We start from the raw sequence: 18,912 nt of genomic DNA, 5'->3' as shown, positions 1-18,912 counted from the left end.
TTGCAGATTTCCCCTACGTCCTTAAGGGTGATGTGTTCTATGCTACTTCAAGCGTAACCAAATCGGTAGTCTGGTTCTGGGTAATCGCAGCAGTGAATTAGAGAGGCGATCGCCTCTCTATTCTCAGAGCATCCAGACGTGTTTCCGACGAAGAACGTTGATGCCCTTCCCGGTTAGAACGATTGCCCCGCATAAACAGAGCGAACTTCACCATTGCGCCGAATCACGGCTTCCTGGTTGGCGATAGACACTAACGTCCAGCCACTATCGCCAATGGCTTCACCGACAAAGATATATCGGGTAACACCGGCGGCGTTAAACAACGCCGCCGATCGCTCGCCCTGTTCCAGCACTCCGACAAGGGTGTGTTTGCTAGCAGATGTTGGTAATTGGGTCACCGGTGCCGTCGGGACAATCACAGAGGGAGGCAACGGTGGTAAAGCCGGAAGGGCTCTCGGTGCTGCGGCTTGAGGAGAGGCAGGTACCGCCCGTTTGGCAACAGGAGAAGGACTGGGTGCTGCACGTCTGGCAACAGGAAAAGGGCTGGGTGCCGCACGTCTGGCAGCAGGAGAAGGGCTGGGTGCTGCACGTCTGGCAACAGGAGAAGGACTGGGTGCCGCACGTCTGGCAACAGGAGAAGGACTGGGTGCCGCACGTCTGGCAGCAGGAGAAGGACTTGGTACCACACGTCTGACGGCAGCAGACGGACTTGGAGCTTTGGCTCCCGATGATGGCGCTGGTGCAGAGAAGGTGGGGGCTTGCGGTCTGACACCTGCTGGGGGTGCCACAGCAGCGCCAGGGTTCTGAGGTGGGTAAACCGGGATGTAGACCCTTTCGATCACACGCTGAGGCGGACTGGCTGCCACGGGAGGATTCCCAGAAGGAACTGCTGGTGGGTTAGCCGCCGTACCACCAGGAGGAGTTGTTGCCTGTTGCTTCGCTTTATTTTTGTTGTCAATCACCTCTAGCGATCGCAGCATGTAGTTAGCAAACTGAGCATCCGCTTCTGACACCTGGCTGGTATGAACAGTTGGTGTTGGTGTCGGCTTGAACCACTCCGGCAAAGTTAGCCTTTTCTGCTTCACCAACAGAAGGATGATCGACATCCCTAGAACGACAACACCTAGCAGTAATAGGAGTCTTTCCAAAGACAAGCTGAACCCATTAGGACGAGAGTTCGATGTGGCTACTATCTGTGTCTCTACCCTCTCACTCAACTTAGAATCCGTTGATTCAGGGCTTGGCGTTTCCGAGAGCTTCTCCGGAGGTGGCACCACTGCCGGGGGAGCGGGGATCTGCGGAATTACAATCGACTTCAAGGAAACATACTCTGGCTGGGCGGGTTCTGTTGGTAACCGATTGCCGCCCTCCAAAATTTGGTCGAGGTCTGAAAATAACTCATCCATCAACTTATCAGCCTCTGCCTCTGCCGACCAAGGCTGGATGGGAGTGGGAGCGATGGACGGCTCTCTTTCCTTTGGGTTCGTACTGACGTTCTGAGACATGGATTGCTCACTCTCGTGGCTACGGAATTAATAAAAGGCTCGCTTGGCACTTCCTGTCGCTTAGATTAGCAGCCAAACTACTGATTGTAGAGAAAATTTTCCCAAAAATCTTCAATTCCAGACGTGGCCTGTCTCATCAGCTTCCTAAAAAGCTCTCTTTAACTTGTTCGCCTTGTATCTTCCAACATCCCTCACAGGGCTAAATTTTGCCCCAAAAGTGCAAAATTGCTTGTGTTGTAGGCGTACCGGGCAATACCTATATTGACAGGCACGCCCCCACGCCGTTGCCCCCGGTGGCCAGACGAGATCCAATTAACAAAGATAAGCTGAGGTGCATTTAAATTGCACACCTTCGTGATGAGGGCAAAACTCTTAACCCTTCTGCCCTCTGCCTTCTGTCCTCTGCCTTGCTTCCTCGATAATGCAACTTAAATGCCGATTAGCTTATTATTACTTGCTAACGCCCGCCAGATTTTGTCCTTATTGCCTACGGCACCAACGAAACTGAGCGCATTTCTAGATAAACCAGTAAAGCGTTAACATCCGCGGGGTTAACCCCACCAATTCGAGATGCCTGACCAATTGTTAGGGGTTTTACCTTGGAGAGTTTTTCACGCGACTCCTTCGAGAGCGTTTCAATTTTTGCGTAATCCAAATCGGGGGGTAGCGGTCGATGGGCTTGGCGAGAAATCGCATCAATTTGATTTTGTTGGCGCTGGAGATAACCAGAGTATTTAATGTCAATTTCTGCGCCTTCACGTTCCGCCTGGTTGAGGTCAGGATTACTCAATCCATAGCGATCCAGATCGACGTAATGGAATCCGGAACGCCGCAGCAAGTCAGCTAAAGTAATGGAGCCTTTAATTTTTTGCTGGGTATCAGATGCGATCGCTTTCCCCAGTTCCTCATGTTCCTTCACCCGGATTTCCTGGAGTCGCTCTTTTTCTGCCTCAATTTTCCCTTGTTTTTGGGTATAAAGTTCCCAGCGTCGGTCATCGATTAGCCCGATATTTCGCCCTAACGGCGTCAAACGCCGATCCGCGTTATCCGATCGCAACAACAGGCGATACTCAGAACGGCTGGTCAGCATCCGGTACGGTTCTCTGAGGTCTTTCGTACACAAATCATCAATCAGTGTACCCATGTAGCTACCCTCACGAGGCAGCACAATCATATCCTGATGCTGTACATACCGCATGGCATTAATCCCAGCCAGCAGACCTTGAGCGGCGGCTTCTTCATAACCCGTCGTACCATTAATTTGTCCCGCACAAAATAGCCCCTCTACCTTTTTAGTCATCAGGGTCGGGTAGCACTGAGTGGCTGGGATATAGTCGTACTCAACGGCATAGGCAGGACGTAGCATGGCACAGTGTTCTAATCCAGGGAGACTTCGCAACATCTGTAACTGCAACCCCTCCGGTAACCCCGTTGAGAATCCCTGAATATACAGTTCCGGAATATCCCGTCCTTCCGGTTCAATAAAAATCTGGTGGCTTTCCTTATCGGCAAAGCGCACAATCTTATCTTCAATACTGGGACAATAACGCGGCCCCTTGGCATCCACCCAACCACCATAAACCGGCGACAGGTGCAGATTTTCCCGAATCAGTCGGTGAGTTTCAGCTGTGGTGCGGGTGAGATAGCAATTCATCTGCTCCCGTTCCACCCACACTTCCGGGTCAAAACTGAACCAGCGCACCTCCTCATCCCCTGGCTGAGGTTCCATCTGAGTGTAGTCTACTGACCGCTTATCCACCCGTGCTGGAGTACCCGTCTTCAGGCGTCCCGTTTCAAAACCGAGTTGATTCAAGGTTTCCGTCAACCCAACTGCCGCAAATTCCCCAGCGCGTCCTGCTGACATGGATTTATTCCCCACCCAAATGCGCCCACCTAAGAAGGTACCCGTTGTTAGCACAACGGCTGGTGCTTGGAACCCTACGCCGAAGTAAGTCTGAACGCCAATGACCTGATCATTCGCTCCCAGCAACAAATCCGTAACCATGCCTTCGCGGATTGTCAAATTTTCTTGATTTTCGACAATTCCTTTCATTAGTGCCGCATATTCCCGCTTATCAGTCTGCGCCCTTAATGCCCAAACGGCTGGCCCTCGTGAGGAGTTGAGGACTCGTTTTTGCAGGTAAGTGCGATCGGCCATTTTACCAATTTCCCCGCCGAGGGCATCTACCTCATGAACCAACTGGGACTTGGCGGGTGCACCGACGGCTGGGTTACAGGGTTGCCAAGCGATTTTGTCAAGAGTCAGTGTCAGCAGCAGGGTACGACAGCCGAGACGTGCCGCCGCCAGGGCGGCTTCACAACCGGCATGACCGGCACCGACAACGATGACATCAAATGCGTCTAGGAATTCTACAGGGGAAGTAAGGGTCATGGTAAACGTCTGAGTAGCGAGGACTCATGCTTAATTTTAGCTGTTTGAATTGCCTCTATTCCAATTCGGGAAACAGATGCACTGATGCGTTATTTGGCAAGTGCTGCACCCAAGTTGGGAAAAAAGTGGTTCAATTTATTTTTCTTGTGGCATTTCTGGCTAAAAAAGGGATAATAAATTCTACAGTATTCTAGTAAAAATAACTCTATCAAAGCTTATATCCATCACGATTAGGAGAATATACCTTGCCTATTAAATATCGTATTTGCCTGAAAGATTTCCAGAAATAATTAAATTGAAATGGCAAAATAATTAGGCAAAAAATCAAACTAAGAAAGATAAAAAAAATTATTTTTTTGATTTTATTTCTGTATTTCCATGGCTCAGGATAACATCACTTATTTGAGTTCCAAAGCGGACTTTCAGCAGTCATGAGTAACTAGAGAAGTTGGGAGAGTTACTTTGCCCAAACATAGGAAAATCTCCTTAAGTATGTGCGATCGCCTTTCTTGTTACTCATCCATCGAAAGAAAATAAGCAAGGCGTTTGTTAAAGAAACTTCATAATATCAAGGTGGGCTTTCTCAGATACAAAAAAAGGCCCTTAAAGGCGAATATCTTAAAAAAAATTAACAATACTAGCCCACTTCTGCCAAGAGAAGCCATAATGCCGAAAAATATGGTTGGACACAAAGGTCAGTGAAATACTTTTTTCTCTCCGATGGATGGATGGTCGGTCGGGTTTGGGAGTTTGGCGGATTATGGAACATACATTCGTGGCGACGGGAACCCGAAATTCAGCAAATGAACCTTTGTATCCTGGAGCAAGGGGAAAAACTATGGCTTTATCGGGTGGAAGAAGCCGTTCTCATGGTTGAAGTGAAACCGACGCCTGACGTCACGTCCGAGTCGGCCAAGAATATTGGTCAGGTTGTCCTTAAACGTCTAATTACTGCCGAGCAAGCCTTAGAGAGGCTGGCAACGGCACAGACTTGGTCTAGTCCCCTTTCTATGGAAGAATGACACTCCCTTACCTCAAGGAGTAGAACTTTCTCCCTTGCCACTCTCTCGTGGCTCGGAGAGAGTCATTCTAATGTATAAAACCCTGAGCGTCAACGTCTCTGGCAGCGACCCCATCGCGGCATAAAGATGTCTCTGTGTGTGATCTATGTGAATTATTGTTAAGAAAGTTTACCCAATATTGGGTAAAACATGGGATCATAACTCTGAGATTGGCTTGCAATCGGTTCTAACAATAGTTACACTTCTTTAAACAATCTTCAGTTTCACGGACTCCGTGTCCGCAAACTACGTTACCTGACCTGGAGTTCATTAAAAAAACTCTACAAAGGAAACGTCAATTTCTAATATCTTCAGAAAAGAAGCGTCGAAGTAGAAACTTTATCCGAGGAGGAGCGTAGTCAATGGGACTACCCTGGTACAGAGTACACACAGTCGTCCTGAATGACCCAGGACGGCTGATTGCTGTACACCTGATGCATACTGCTCTGGTGGCAGGTTGGGCCGGTTCAATGGCCCTTTATGAATTGGCAATTTTTGATCCAAGCGATCCAGTTTTGAACCCAATGTGGCGTCAAGGGATGTTCGTCATGCCCTTCATGGCTCGTTTGGGTGTCACCCAGTCTTGGGGTGGATGGAGCATCACGGGCGAAACCGCAGTTGACCCAGGTTTCTGGTCTTTGGAAGGCGTCGCGGCTGCTCACATCGTCCTCTCCGGTCTGCTGTTCCTGGCTGCCGTATGGCACTGGGTGTACTGGGATTTAGAACTGTTCAGAGACCCTCGCACAGGCGAACCGGCTCTGGATTTGCCAAAAATGTTTGGCATTCACCTGTTCTTGTCGGGTCTTCTCTGCTTTGGCTTTGGAGCGTTTCACCTAACTGGACTCTTTGGTCCAGGGATGTGGGTCTCTGACCCCTATGGAATCACCGGTCACATTGAACCCGTAGCACCAGCGTGGGGACCTGAAGGATTTAACCCCTTCAATCCAGGCGGCATTGTCGCTCACCACATTGCCGCAGGTGTTGTCGGTGTGATTGCGGGTTTATTCCACCTGACCGTCAGACCACCGGAGCGGTTATTTAGAGCGCTGCGGATGGGGAATATTGAAACCGTACTGTCTAGCAGTATTGCTGCCGTCTTCTTTGCCGCTTTTGTGGTCGCAGGGACGATGTGGTACGGCAGTGCAACGACACCCATCGAATTGTTTGGCCCGACCCGTTATCAATGGGATCAAGGTTATTTCAAACAAGAAATTGACCGCCGCGTGCAAGCCAGTCTGGCGTCTGGAGTCAGCCAGTCACAAGCTTGGAATCAAATTCCAGAGAAGCTGGCGTTCTACGACTATGTAGGTAACTCACCCGCGAAAGGCGGTTTGTTCCGTACCGGTCCGATGGACAAGGGCGATGGTATCGCTCAAACTTGGTTGGGTCACCCGGTGTTTAAGGATGCTGAAGGTCGGGAGTTGACGGTTCGTCGCCTGCCCAACTTCTTTGAAACCTTCCCTGTGATCTTGACGGATGCCAATGGAATTGTGCGTGCGGATATTCCATTCCGTCGCGCAGAATCGCAATACAGTTTTGAGCAGGCGGGTGTCACGGTTAGCCTCTACGGTGGCGAACTCAATGGTCAAACCTTTAAAGACCCGGCCCTCGTGAAAAAATATGCTCGTAAGGCTCAGTTGGGTGAACCCTTCGAGTTCGACACGGAAACCCTGAACTCTGATGGTGTATTCCGTACCAGCCCTCGCGGTTGGTTCACCTTTGGACATGCGGTGTTTGCTCTGCTGTTCTTCTTTGGGCACATCTGGCACGGTTCTCGGACTCTGTTCCGGGATGTGTTTGCTGGGGTGGAAGCTGACATGGAAGAGCAAGTCGAGTGGGGTCTGTTCCAGAAAGTGGGCGACAAGAGCACCCGGAAGAAAGAAGCTGTCTAGAACGGCAATTGTGTAAAAGGTAAAAAGGCGACTAAAGGCTGAAGTGTGAAGCTTGAGGTGTCAAGTTGGAAAGCTGAACTATACAAGCTCATGGATGAATAATCGGGTAGCTTCATTATTTCTGGAGACAAGCACGAGAAATTTATCCTTCACACTTCACCCCTTTTGAGCCTTTTGAATTTTTCATTAGCTTGGCGAGTTAGACTGGTAGTTGAGCAGATAGTCAGGAATTATTGACATGGAAAGCATTGCTTATATCTTGATTTTGACCTGTGCGATCGCTACGCTGTTTTTTGCGATCGCCTTCAGAGAGCCGCCTCGGATTGAAAAGTAGTTAAACGCGAACGGCAGGCTCCTTAGGAGCCTCTGCGTTAACGCCCTAAACGAAGCGTAGTCGCGTGAGTGCCAAAACTTTAAACTTGAGTTTGGATATCCTGAGCCTTCATGAATCTATCGGCTTCTCTAATTGAGAAATTTAGATAGATGACGAGCGGTTCAGGTTTTCGCATATATTTACATTCGACTCCGATTTTTCTCTCCCTTGCAAGCTGCCTTTGACTCCACCCAGCTCCCAAAGGATTTTACTTTTATGCGATGCCCTTATTGTCAGCACACCGACAGCCGCGTTCTTGAGTCCCGTTCCACCGAAGCAGGACAAAGTGTTCGCAGGCGTCGCGAGTGTTTGCGGTGTAAACATCGTTTCACCACTTACGAACGCATCGAATTTATTCCTTTGACGGTGATCAAACGCGATGGAAAGCGAGAATCTTTTGACCGCTCCAAATTATTACGGGGAATTATACGAGCCTGCGAAAAAACCGAGATTCCTCAAAGACGCTTGGAAGTATTTGTGGATGAAATTGAGGCTGAATTACAGCAGCAATCCGGACGAGAAGTTACTAGTAATGAAATTGGTGAATTAGTTCTTCGATACTTGCGAGAGGAGAGTGAAGTCGCCTATGTCCGCTTTGCCTCTGTCTATCGGAAGTTTCAAGGCATCCGAGATTTTGTTGAAACTTTAGATCACCTCAAAAGCAATGGGGAGCTAATTGAGATAACTCCAAATCCCCGCACGGCAGATGTGGAGATAGACGAACAGGAACCATCGGCATCAATGAGGCTCCCGGAGAATTCAGAAGTAAAAGTGTAAACTATCTCATCAACGAGAAACGGATAAAGAAACGCTACTAAGGCATCCAGCCTGAGTTATAATTAGCTGTCTGTACTTTATTAAATCTTTTAAAATAGGGTATGGACAACGCGATGTAGGTGTAGGCAGCACAATGCCGACGTGCTTGTACATCGACAGGAGGCATAGTCATTACGGAGATAAAACTAGGAAACGCAACGCACATGCTCAGTCAGAAAAGAACCGCTACAGTAGATATTGGCTTCACTCACGACGATTTCGCCGCCCTTCTTGATAAATATGATTATCACTTTAGTCCTGGTGATATCGTCGCTGGTACCGTATTCAGTTTGGAGCCTAGAGGCGCTCTGATTGACATTGGTGCTAAAACCGCAGCATATATTCCGATTCAGGAGATGTCAATCAACCGGGTTGACAACCCGGAGGAAGTCTTACAGTCAAACGAAACGCGGGAATTTTTCATTCTGACTGACGAGAATGAAGATGGACAACTAACCCTCTCAATCCGTCGCATTGAGTATATGCGGGCTTGGGAGCGAGTACGGCAGTTGCAAGCTGAAGATGCAACCGTTCGCTCCCTCGTATTTGCCACTAATAGAGGTGGAGCTTTAGTGCGAATTGAGGGGCTACGTGGCTTTATTCCCGGTTCTCATATCAGCACGCGCAAACCGAAGGAAGATTTGGTAGGAGAAGAACTCCAACTGAAATTCCTGGAGGTCGATGAAGACCGCAACCGTCTGGTTCTCTCACACCGTCGTGCGCTGGTTGAGCGTAAGATGAACCGCCTAGAAGTAGGTGAAGTGGTCATCGGTTCTGTGCGGGGCATCAAACCTTACGGAGCATTCATCGATATTGGTGGTGTCAGCGGCTTGCTACACATTTCTGAGATTTCCCACGACCATATCGATACCCCTCACAGCGTGTTTAACGTCAATGATGAAGTGAAGGTGATGATCATTGACTTGGATGCGGAAAGAGGTCGGATTTCTCTGTCTACTAAGCAATTAGAGCCAGAACCGGGGGATATGATCAATAACCGTGATCGTGTCTACGAAAAAGCCGAAGAAATGGCAGAAAAGTACCGGGAGAAGATGCGTGCGGCTCAACAGCAGCAAGTGACGGCTACTGAAGAGTTAGAGCCAGAGCTAGAGCTAGAGCCAGAGGCAGAGCTAGAGCCAGAGTATGAAGAAGAAGTCGTCGCTGCGATCGAAGAATAATTACGTTTTGTGTTGGAGATGGGTTTTAAACACCCAACTGTTTAATAAAGAGGGATTTTCCCTCTTTTTTTATTGGTGTGGTGGGCAATCGCCCTAATGTTTTTTGTTGTTTGTACACAGGAGAATTCACCCTTGGTTACGATTCGCTGTCGGGACGTTAGATTCCCAAATATCCAGGCCGTCATTTTTGATAAAGACGGGACTCTAGAGGATTCGCAAATCTTTTTGAGAGAACTGGGGCAAAAGCGATCGCGCCTGATTGACGCCCAAATTCCCGGTATTGGAGAGCCGTTATTGATGGCCTTTGGCATCAATGGAGAAAAGCTTGACCCCACCGGTTTGATGGCCGTGGGGAGCCGTCGTGAAAGTGAAATTGCTGCGGCTGCCTATGTCGCCGAAACCGGTCGAGGGTGGTTGGAGTCTCTAGCGATCGCTCACAGTGCCTTTGCAGAAGCAGACCGCTACCTCAAAGACGCCGCCAATACTACACCCGTATTTGTCGGTAGCCTGGAAGTTCTGAAGTTCCTCTCAGAAGCTGGATTAAAACTAGGAATTCTGTCAGCGGCGAGAACATCACGGGTGCAAGCCTTTGTTAAACGTCACCAACTCGACCCTTATATTCAGCTAGAGCAAGGAGTAGACGAAGGCCCTAGTAAACCCGACCCTACACTCTTTCTCCAAGCTTGCCAAACACTAGGCGTTGAACCCGCTTCTACTCTCATGGTAGGAGATTCTGCGGGAGATATTGAGATGGCACGTCGTGCGGGTGCGGCAGGTTGTATTGGCATCTGTTGGGGTTCACCGCAAGCTGCACATTTAGAAGCGGCAGATGTTGCGATTTCCCAGCTGGATGAAATCGAAGTGGTTGATTCTTGACCCCCACAAGAATTGCCAAGAAGAGTTGACAGTTAGTCGGTTAAAAACCTTCAACCTTCAACATTCAACCTTCAACCCAGTACCCTTCACCAAGGTGAGAATTCTCTTCTAAAAGCTCCAAGTTTTTGAGCAGTCGAATAGCTGATTTATACGCTTCTTCCGTTAATTCGTCCCGTTCGCCGCTGCTCTCTACTAAGTCATCAACCACCAACTGCAAGAAACCAATCATAGGGTTTAGACGATTGCGAATTTCATAAGAGGCTCGGATAAAAGCCTCATTGGCTGATGCATGGATCACTTCATTCGCGCTACGGTCAAATTGCATTAAGTAAAGACGTGTATAGTAACCGCCTTTCTTGAGTAGTTCCTCATGGGTACCCAGCTCTACAACTCGTCCCTTGTCCAGCACCGCAATCTGACTGGCTTTTTGCACCGTAGAAAGTCGGTGAGCAATCACAATCGTAGTGCGATCGCGGCAAAGTTCATCGATCGCCTGTTGCACCAAGCGCTCAGATACACTATCCAGAGCACTGGTTGCCTCATCCAGAATTAGAATATCGGGGTTACGCAGCAGAGCACGGGCGATCGCCAGTCGTTGTCGTTGCCCTCCAGATAACAGAACGCCGCGATCGCCAATTTCTGTATCAAACCCTTGGGGTAGCTGAATAATAAATTCATAAGCATTCGCTCGTTTGGCGGCTAAAAGCACCTGTTCGTCCGTCACATTCTTCAGCCCATAGGCGATATTGTAACGAACCGAATTATTAAATAAAAACGTATCTTGACTAACAATTCCCATCCCTTGCCTGAGCGATCGGATGTTATAGTCTCTTAAATCTTGGCCATCGATCGTAATTCGCCCCTCAATCGGGTCATAAAATCTCGGTAGCAAATCCGCCATCGTTGATTTACCTGCACCCGAAGCACCCACTAAAGCGAGGGTTGTTCCTTTGGGAATCCATAAATCCACCCCTTTTAGGACTAAATCATCATGGCCTGGGTAGGTAAAAGACACACCTTCCCAACGAATTCCTTGTTTTATTTTTGTGTAAAAAATTTCACCATTCGTCATGAAAGGTTTGTCATCTCGCCGCAGAAAATTGGCCACGATTTGAGTACCCGGTGCGGCATTAGCAAATTGGCTTCTTTGGGCATTCAGTTGGCTAACTACCGGAAGTAACCGGAAGAGTACATATAGATAAATGAGTAATACGGTTAACAGCGACTCCATCTGCTGCCAAAAGAAAGCTTTCCCCAAAAAGACAATTGATAAAATTGACAAGGTTCCTACTATTTCATTAATAGGGCCAATGGCGTCATAATTAGCTTGCGATCTGGCATCTACTTTTTCTAAATCATCAACAAATTTATCAAGTTGTTTATACTCATATTCTTCATTGCCAACTGCTTTAATGAGTCGTATTCCTGTTAACATCTCGACCAGGATTGTCGCATATCGGCTGGATTTTTCGGATAGCACCTGACCAAAGCTTTTAGCTCGTTGTATCAAGGCTTGATTAATCAAAGCCACCAGAAATAATAAGCCGCTGGCAGCTATGGTGAGTTTCCAAGATATAGAAACAAGAATGCCAATATAGATTAAAATATTAATGGATGTCGTAAATATGTTAATTGCGATTCGGATAGAAACGGTTGCTCGACCTACCTCATTTCCTATCTGATTCAAAATGTCGCCAATTTTAGTTGTAGAAAAATAAACGATATCAACTTCTAATAATAGTTTAAGTCCTTCATCCCTAATATCCCTGACTAGTTTTCTTGATAAATTTGCCGAAACTATGGCATTCAGATATACGGCAACATTCTTTAAAATAATTCCTAAAACAACTACCGCAACCATGAACAAAATGCTTGTGCGATCATCACCCCGATCAAAAAAAGCCAGGATTTTTTGGATGGCTGGTGGGCCAACGTTCAGGTTGATATCCTCTTTCCCCAAAAATCCTAATACTAATGGCACAATCAGTGTTGTGCTAACCCCATTAAAAAGGGCACTAGATGAACCGAGAATAATGGTTAAAACAATCCAGCCGGGATAGCGTAGTGCGTATCTCAAGAGAAGCTGATTAGAAGACATAGAGTAGGTGATGCGATAAGATAGAAAGCTTATTTTTACACTAATGATTACCTTTCCAGCATCATCTTTAGTGCAATAAGAGAGAAAATACCCAGACAAAGCAAGCTTGCCCCTGGGGGACGGTGTTAATTAACCAATAATCTTTAAGCGACCAGTTTGCAGGTCGTCAAAGATGCGATTGATCTGGCTGCGGTCATCGTCGGTAACTTTGTAGTCAGAGAGGAATGTAGTAACCAGTTGTAGATGTTCCTGACGGCTCAATTGACCAGTCTTAAGAATGCGCTCCACGATAGGCTTGAGAGTTTGACTAAAGTGATTCTGATTGTTTCCTGCCATTAGTTGCTGGTCACGCGATCCCGTTTTAGCACGCTGGATATTGCTTTAATTTTCTCCTAAGATAGTCTGCTTGGCATGGATACGTCATCTCGCACCAGAGAGATGCGTAGAGCTATGGTTGAATAGGGTGGGTCGAAACGTTTCTATATTGAGGGTTGGGTCGGTTCGTCCATCGAAAAAGAAACTGATTTGAGTGAGGCAGGACAAGTCATGCAAGTCAATCGGCTTTCAGCCCTTTCTGACAACTATATTTTTTTGCTCCATGACCCCAAACAAAACATTGCCGCAGTTGTTGACCCAGCAGAGGCGGCTCCGGTGCTACGGCGTCTAGACGAACTGGGCGCTCAATTGGTCGCCATTTTCAATACCCACCATCACATGGATCATGTCGGCGGGAATCGGCAGTTGAGGCAACGTTTCCCAGATGCCTGTGTGTATGGGGGCGCTCAAGACCAGGGTCGCATCCCAGAACAACAGGTGTTTTTACAGGAGGGCGACAAGGTCGAATTTGCCAAAAGAATAGGAGAAGTCTTGTTCGTTCCTGGACATACCCGTGGGCATATCGCGTATTACTTTCCTCCGGTCGTCGAGGATGAAATGGGAGAACTCTTTTGCGGTGATACCTTATTTGCGGGTGGTTGCGGCAGACTTTTTGAAGGAACCCCGACGCAGATGGTAGATTCTTTGACTAAGCTGCGGACTTTACCGGATAACACACGAGTCTGGTGCGCTCACGAGTACACGCTGAAAAATCTCCAATTTGCTCTAACTGTAGATACCGACAATCCTGACTTACACAGCCGACTGACGGAAGTTCAATCCGCTCGTCAGCGTTCGGAGGCAACCGTGCCATCCCTGTTGGGCGTGGAAAAGCGGACGAATCCCTTCTTGCGCTGGGAGGAGCCAAAACTACAAGCCGCTGTCAAGTCTCAAGAACCCGTGCAGATTTTTGCACGGCTGCGGGGTATGAAGGATCGGTTTTAACGGCAGCAGACAATTACCCATGGGCACAGCAAAAAGTCAAAATTCTCATCGCCTATCTCCCATCGGGTTGCGATCGCTACACAGATTTTCGTACTATGAAGTGTTCTAGGATATCACCACTGTTCCTTGGAAGTCAGTACCTGAAATAACGACTATGGCGAAACGCGTGCAATTAGTTTTAAGTCAAGATGTTAGCAAGCTAGGAAAAACCGGGGATCTGGTTGACGTTGCTCCTGGTTATGCTCGCAATTATCTAATTCCTAAAAAAATAGGAATCATCGCCACTCCTGGCATTCTCAAGCAAGTTGAACGGCGTAGAGAGCAAGAGCGGCAGCGCTTACTCGAAGAGAAACAACAAGCGGAAGTCCGCAAAACGGCGCTGGAAACGGTGGGTCGCTTTATTATCCAAAAGCAAGTGGGTGAAAACGAGGCCATCTTTGGTACCGTTACAGCTCAGGAAGTGGCAGAAGTGATTCAAGCCGCCACGAATCAGGAAGTAGACCGTCGGGGCATTACTTTACCCGATATCGGCAAACTCGGTTTCTACAAAGCGGAAATCAAGTTACATCCGGAAGTCACGGCGACGGTAGAGATTCAAGTTACGTCTAACTAAATTGAACTTTCGGGCGCGCATTCCTCGTCCATACCCAGTATGGGCGGGGTTTAGTGCCTGTAAATTTTAACGGTAGGCAAACGTAGGATCGATCAGGTTTGTCGCACGAAGTTAGTTCACCCAAACACGATCATTTCCAAAGCCTCGCGTTCGCTAAGCTGATCTTATCTCCCGATATTGCCCTGGCTATGACTGACGACCTGAATTTCTCTGCATTTAGTAACGCTTTACCCCCTCAAAACGTTGATGCCGAGGAATCAATACTCGGAGGTATTCTATTAGACCCCGAAGCCATGGGTCGGGTTGCGGACTTACTGCGCCCAGAAGCCTTCTATATCAATACACACAGAGAAATCTACAAAGCGATTTTAGCGCTGCATACTCAAAGCAAGCCGGTGGATTTAATGAGTGTGACCACCTGGCTGTATGACCACGAATTATTAGCTAAAGTTGGCGGTCAGAGCAAGTTAGCGGAGTTAGTGGAGCGCACCGTGTCAGCGGTCAATGTTGACCGATATGCGGCTTTGGTGGTGGATAAGTACCTGCGTCGCCAACTGATTCAGGCGGGGAACGATATTGTTGAGCTGGGTTATGAGACATCCATTGAGTTAGAAACCGTCTTCGACCAAGCCGAACAGAAGATTTTTAGCCTGACCCAAAAGCGTCCTCAACAAGGTTTAGTGCCAATTTCTCAAACCCTAATTCAGACATTTCAAGAAATTGAAACTCGTCAAGAAGGTGCGGCTTTGCCGGGTATTTCCTCAGAGTTTTATGACTTAGATGTCATGACGGGCGGTTTTCAGCGTTCTGACCTGATTATTGTGGCGGGTCGCCCGTCAATGGGCAAGACCAGCTTCGCGATTGGGATTGCTCGCAATATTGCTGAAAAATTTCCCGTAGCCATTTTTAGCTTGGAAATGTCAAAAGAGCAGTTAGTGCAACGGCTCTTAGCCAGTGAGGCGGGTATTGAGAGCAATTATCTGCGGACTGGGCGGATTAGTCAAAATCAGTGGGGAGATTTGAGTCGTGCGCTGGGCACACTGTCGGAATTGCCGATGTATATCGACGATACCGCTAACCAGACGGTGATGCAAATGCGATCGCAAGTGCGGCGTCTTCAGGCGGAACAGGGCGAAAAGTTGGGATTGGTGTTGATTGACTACTTGCAATTGATGGAAGGGAGTGGCAGCGATAACCGCGTCCAAGAACTATCTAAAATCACACGAAGTCTGAAAGGATTAGCCCGCGAACTCCAGGTTCCGGTAATTGCTCTATCTCAGCTCAGCCGAGGCGTGGAAGCCCGCACCAATAAGCGACCCATGATGTCAGATTTGAGAGAGTCGGGTGCGATCGAGCAAGACTCCGATTTAATTATTATGTTGTACCGCGACGAATATTATTCCCCTGATACACCGGACAGGGGGATTGCAGAAGTGATTATTACGAAACATCGAAATGGCCCGACGGGTGTCGTGAAGCTGTTATTTGACCCACAATTTACTCGTTTTCGGAACCTTGCCTCTCCCAATCGATGAAGATTCAATCCCATTGAGAGAGGTAGGATATTTTTCTAGCTAATTTTCAGCAGTTCCACATCAAAAATCAGTGTGGCGTTAGGCGGAATCACTCCACCCGCACCACGGGAACCGTAACCCAACTCAGCTGGGATAATCAGTTGACGCCGTCCACCGACCTTCATCGAGCCGACGCCCTCATCCCAGCCTTTGATCACCTGTCCTACACCAATTTTGAAGGAAAAAGGACGGTTGCGATCGCGCGAACTATCGAACTTCGTCCCATCTTCCAAAGTTCCTGTATAGTGAACCACAACCGTCTGTCCCTTTTGGGGAGTGGCTCCGTCGCCCGCTTTAATTTCTTTGTACTTCAGACCTGAGTCCGTTGTCACGACATCGCTACCCGTAGTCTGTGCGCTTTCTGAATCACTATTCATGGCTATAAGTTTTGTATTGTCAACAGCCGGTTTAGCACTGGTATCGGGTGCCACTACAGCAGGTTGAGTGTTGGTGAGTTCGGAAGCGTAAGCGGAGCTTTTCCCACCACTCAACTGAGCCACGAGCAGCAGCAAACCAAAAGCGAATACTAGCCCTAAGCTGATTAAAATCTCTTTCAAAATCTATCCTCCCGATTGAACGTTTCTCAACGCCAGAGCTTGTTTTCTAAGTCTCGCACCTGGCGCTCTAGACGGTCGATGCGACCTCGCAATTCATCCATTTCTGATTGACGAGGCACACCTAAATCTTGCATCATATTACGCAACTGCCGTTCCATCTGCGCTTCGAGATTACCATGCTCTGACTTGATCTGCTGCACCATCTCATCGACAATTCCTTTGGCCTGTTCGGGGTTAATTTTTCCCTCTTTTACCCATTCATCGCTCACCGTTCGCAGTTTGTCGGCGACTACTGATGTCGTGCCAACACCGACCATCAATAACTGCTGGAGCCAATTGTTATTATCCATCTGTCGTTCCTATCACTCGGTGCTTAATTGGGGGGCTTAACGTAGACTGTTCCCAAGGGTGCGGACACCGGATTGATTTCCAGCCTACAGTTCTATTCTGTGACATCTTCCCAACACCTGTCGGCAACCTACGCTTAGATAAATCATGACCGAAAAATTGGGATTATTGCGCCGTCCTTCCAGGACGGCTTTTTCATGCTAGGATATTTGATGTAGGATTTCCCACATCAAATGATTGTCTTAGAGTTCAAGGCTAAGGGAAAAATCACTCAATACGCTGCTATCGATGAGGCGATTAGAACCACTCAGTTTGTTCGCAACAAGATCATCCGATATTGGATGGAGAATCCAGGTGTAGGGCAAAAAGAGCTGTATCGTCACAACACAGCGCTGAGAGCGGAGTTCCCATTTGTGAAAGCCTTGAACTCTCATGCTTGCCAAGTTGCAGTAGATAGAGCGTATACCTCAATTACTCGGTTTTACAGCAATTGTAAAAAATCCATTCCGGGCAAAAAAGGTTATCCAAAGTTTCAGAAAAATTGTCGCTGTGTTGAGTACAAAACTTCTGGCTGGAAGCTTTCACAAAACCGAAAACAGATTGATTTCATCGACAAAAAAGGGATTGGCAAGCTTAAACTCAAAGGAAAATGGGATTTAAACTTCTACCAAGAAGACCAGATAAAACGGGTTAGGATTGTGCGTCGTGCCGATGGCTACTACGTTCAGTTCTTGGTGAATGCTGAGAATAAGGTAGACATAGAGCTAACAGGCAAGATGCTGGGGTTAGATGTTGGACTTGTTGAGTTTTACACTGATAGCAACGGTCACACGGAACCTAACCCTAAGTTTTATCGCCAGAGTGAGAAACGGCTGAAGTTTCGGCAACGGCGTGTTTCTCGTAAGAAAAAAGGCTCTGCCAACCGCAGGAAAGCCATTAATAGACTAGGGCGATTACATCTCAAGATAAGTAGGCAACGTGAAGAACACGCGTGTAGAGTAGCGCGTTGCGTAATCCAATCTAACGATTTGGTCGCCTATGAAGACTTGAGGATTCAGAACTTAGTCAAGAATCACTCTCTAGCCAAGTCTATGAATGATGCTTCTTGGTATCAGTTCAGAAAATGGCTAGAGCATTTCGGGATTAAGTTTGGCAAGATAACTGTTGCGGTTAATCCGGCATTAACATCCCAGGAATGCTCTAACTGTGGCACTCTAGTTAAGAAATCTCTATCCATGAGAACTCATATTTGTCAGTGTGGGTTCGTCTTAGACCGAGACTGGAATGCTGCCATTAACATTCTGAAGTTAGCCTTGAGTACCACAGGGCATGTGGGAACTTGGGTTTTAAACCCGAACGCTTTGCCTCGCTTCGCTCACCATGCTTCGCAAACGGGAGATTTAACCTCTACTTTGGCTGGAGCAATCCTGTCAGGGCAAGCTGAGTCTATGAACGAAGAATCCTCGCCCTTCTAGGGCCGGGAGTGTCAAACAATAGAGCGATGTCTCTTTTCGAGCCGTCGTAACTAACCTCAAGCAAGATTCGTCAACATGGTAATTGAGTGGCTCAAGCTGAGAGTCTCTCCCGAACTCCGGGAAAAATTTATTCAAAAAGATGCCGAAATCTGGACATCGATGCTGGCAACCTATCCAGGATTCTTAGGTAAAGAAGTCTGGATTAATCCAGAAACACCGACAGAAGTGATCATCGTCATTCGTTGGGCTAGCCGCGAAGCCTGGGAATCGGTTCCGTCAGAGCGGCTAAAAGAGGTTGAAAAGCAATTTACTCAAGAGTTTGGAGAGCAACAAGAAATTATTGAGGCGGCTGAGTATCAAGTCCGCAAATTTCCCTTGACCTCAAGCTAAGGCCAGAGGACTTTGTCTGGGTAGGATAGCCTATAGGAATCTGTAAGCGGATCAGAGCTACGACTCATGCAAAATTGCCCCAAATGCCGCCAATCCGTCAGTAGCAGCGCGGTGACTTGTCCCCACTGTAGAACGATGCTCAAAGCCTATGGTCATCCAGGTATTACGTTGCACCGAGCTGTGGGAGATACACCCCTGTGTGATAGCTGTACGTACCATGCGGATGATACGTGTAACTTTCCTCAACGTCCCTTGGCTCAGGAGTGTACTCTTTACGACAATAGGAACCAGCGTCAGTTAGAGAGAGAGTCGGCTGAGCATACCGGGTCCGACTTGATCACTTCTTTCAGGTTGTACTGTCAGCAACACCCAACCTTGTTCGGTCTAGTAGGATTGATAGCCGTGAGTCTTCTGCTGACGGTCATTGTCTCTAAATGAATTAAA

General features: G+C 47.8%; 18 protein-coding genes. 12 read left to right on the top strand and 6 right to left on the bottom strand.

What is annotated here, in order from left to right; translation table 11 throughout:
- Window positions 1-173: 173 nt before the first annotated feature.
- Entirely contained in the window at window positions 174-1,505 is a 1,332-nt protein-coding gene (locus tag NDI48_03735; GenBank protein MEP0830314.1) for a hypothetical protein, read from the bottom strand.
- 487 nt (window positions 1,506-1,992) lie between these two features.
- Window positions 1,993-3,897, bottom strand: coding sequence for a tRNA uridine-5-carboxymethylaminomethyl(34) synthesis enzyme MnmG (gene mnmG / locus NDI48_03730; GenBank protein MEP0830313.1), 1,905 nt, complete (start codon window positions 3,895-3,897; stop codon window positions 1,993-1,995).
- Window positions 3,898-4,595: 698 nt separating this feature from the next.
- On the opposite strand from mnmG, the gene NDI48_03725 reads away from it, so the two are divergent.
- The 6 genes from NDI48_03725 (at window position 4,596) to NDI48_03700 (ending at window position 10,093) form a co-directional block, all read left to right on the top strand.
- The gene (locus NDI48_03725; GenBank protein MEP0830312.1) at window positions 4,596-4,919 is read left to right on the top strand and encodes a hypothetical protein; all 324 of its coding nucleotides are present in this window, start codon (window positions 4,596-4,598) and stop codon (window positions 4,917-4,919) included.
- 401 nt (window positions 4,920-5,320) lie between these two features.
- On the top strand, window positions 5,321-6,850 hold the full coding sequence (gene psbB, locus NDI48_03720) for a photosystem II chlorophyll-binding protein CP47 (GenBank protein MEP0830311.1): 1,530 nt from the start codon (window positions 5,321-5,323) through the stop codon (window positions 6,848-6,850).
- 238 nt (window positions 6,851-7,088) lie between these two features.
- Window positions 7,089-7,184, top strand: a complete 96-nt coding sequence (locus NDI48_03715; protein ID MEP0830310.1) for a photosystem II reaction center protein T — start codon at window positions 7,089-7,091, stop codon at window positions 7,182-7,184.
- A gap of 255 nt (window positions 7,185-7,439) precedes the next feature.
- Window positions 7,440-8,000 carry a transcriptional regulator NrdR gene (gene nrdR / locus NDI48_03710; GenBank protein MEP0830309.1) on the top strand — a complete coding sequence of 187 codons (561 nt, stop codon included), beginning with the start codon at window positions 7,440-7,442 and terminating at the stop codon, window positions 7,998-8,000.
- 203 nt (window positions 8,001-8,203) lie between these two features.
- On the top strand, window positions 8,204-9,217 hold the full coding sequence (locus NDI48_03705; GenBank protein ID MEP0830308.1) for a 30S ribosomal protein S1: 1,014 nt from the start codon (window positions 8,204-8,206) through the stop codon (window positions 9,215-9,217).
- A 132-nt stretch (window positions 9,218-9,349) separates the two neighbouring features.
- Window positions 9,350-10,093 carry an HAD family hydrolase gene (locus NDI48_03700; GenBank protein MEP0830307.1) on the top strand — a complete coding sequence of 248 codons (744 nt, stop codon included), beginning with the start codon at window positions 9,350-9,352 and terminating at the stop codon, window positions 10,091-10,093.
- 64 nt (window positions 10,094-10,157) lie between these two features.
- On the opposite strand, the gene NDI48_03695 is transcribed toward NDI48_03700, so the two are convergent.
- Window positions 10,158-12,191 (bottom strand): ABC transporter ATP-binding protein/permease, encoded by a 2,034-nt coding sequence (locus NDI48_03695; GenBank protein ID MEP0830306.1) that lies wholly within the window; start codon window positions 12,189-12,191, stop codon window positions 10,158-10,160.
- 129 nt (window positions 12,192-12,320) lie between these two features.
- Window positions 12,321-12,527, bottom strand: a complete 207-nt coding sequence (locus tag NDI48_03690) for a hypothetical protein (GenBank protein ID MEP0830305.1) — start codon at window positions 12,525-12,527, stop codon at window positions 12,321-12,323.
- Between the two features lie 210 nt (window positions 12,528-12,737).
- On the opposite strand from NDI48_03690, the gene gloB reads away from it, so the two are divergent.
- The 3 genes from gloB to dnaB all read left to right on the top strand — a co-directional run bounded on the left by gloB (window position 12,738) and on the right by dnaB (window position 15,659).
- Window positions 12,738-13,511, top strand: a complete 774-nt coding sequence (gloB, locus tag NDI48_03685) for a hydroxyacylglutathione hydrolase (GenBank protein ID MEP0830304.1) — start codon at window positions 12,738-12,740, stop codon at window positions 13,509-13,511.
- Between the two features lie 154 nt (window positions 13,512-13,665).
- Window positions 13,666-14,124, top strand: a complete 459-nt coding sequence (rplI, locus tag NDI48_03680; protein ID MEP0830303.1) for a 50S ribosomal protein L9 — start codon at window positions 13,666-13,668, stop codon at window positions 14,122-14,124.
- Window positions 14,125-14,312: 188 nt separating this feature from the next.
- Window positions 14,313-15,659, top strand: coding sequence for a replicative DNA helicase (gene dnaB, locus NDI48_03675; GenBank protein ID MEP0830302.1), 1,347 nt, complete (start codon window positions 14,313-14,315; stop codon window positions 15,657-15,659).
- Between the two features lie 35 nt (window positions 15,660-15,694).
- Here dnaB and NDI48_03670 read toward each other — a convergent pair whose 3' ends face one another.
- Together NDI48_03670 and NDI48_03665 are read right to left on the bottom strand one after the other, a co-directional pair.
- Window positions 15,695-16,255 (bottom strand): FKBP-type peptidyl-prolyl cis-trans isomerase, encoded by a 561-nt coding sequence (locus tag NDI48_03670; protein MEP0830301.1) that lies wholly within the window; start codon window positions 16,253-16,255, stop codon window positions 15,695-15,697.
- Between the two features lie 26 nt (window positions 16,256-16,281).
- Window positions 16,282-16,605, bottom strand: a complete 324-nt coding sequence (locus tag NDI48_03665) for a phasin family protein (protein ID MEP0830300.1) — start codon at window positions 16,603-16,605, stop codon at window positions 16,282-16,284.
- 231 nt (window positions 16,606-16,836) lie between these two features.
- Between NDI48_03665 and NDI48_03660 the strand changes: the two genes are divergently transcribed.
- From NDI48_03660 to NDI48_03650, 3 genes are all read left to right on the top strand, one after another.
- Entirely contained in the window at window positions 16,837-18,078 is a 1,242-nt protein-coding gene (locus tag NDI48_03660; protein MEP0830299.1) for a transposase, read from the top strand.
- Window positions 18,079-18,153: 75 nt separating this feature from the next.
- On the top strand, window positions 18,154-18,468 hold the full coding sequence (locus tag NDI48_03655) for a TIGR03792 family protein (protein ID MEP0830298.1): 315 nt from the start codon (window positions 18,154-18,156) through the stop codon (window positions 18,466-18,468).
- 66 nt (window positions 18,469-18,534) lie between these two features.
- Window positions 18,535-18,906, top strand: a complete 372-nt coding sequence (locus NDI48_03650) for a zinc ribbon domain-containing protein (GenBank protein MEP0830297.1) — start codon at window positions 18,535-18,537, stop codon at window positions 18,904-18,906.
- Window positions 18,907-18,912: the final 6 nt, after the last annotated feature.

Origin of the sequence: Microcoleus sp. AS-A8 (assembly GCA_039962225.1) — a bacterium.
Classification (GTDB): Bacteria; Cyanobacteriota; Cyanobacteriia; order Cyanobacteriales; family Coleofasciculaceae; genus Allocoleopsis.
Note: the sequence above shows the minus strand (reverse complement) of the source record. Positions and strands in the feature narration are given on the sequence as shown.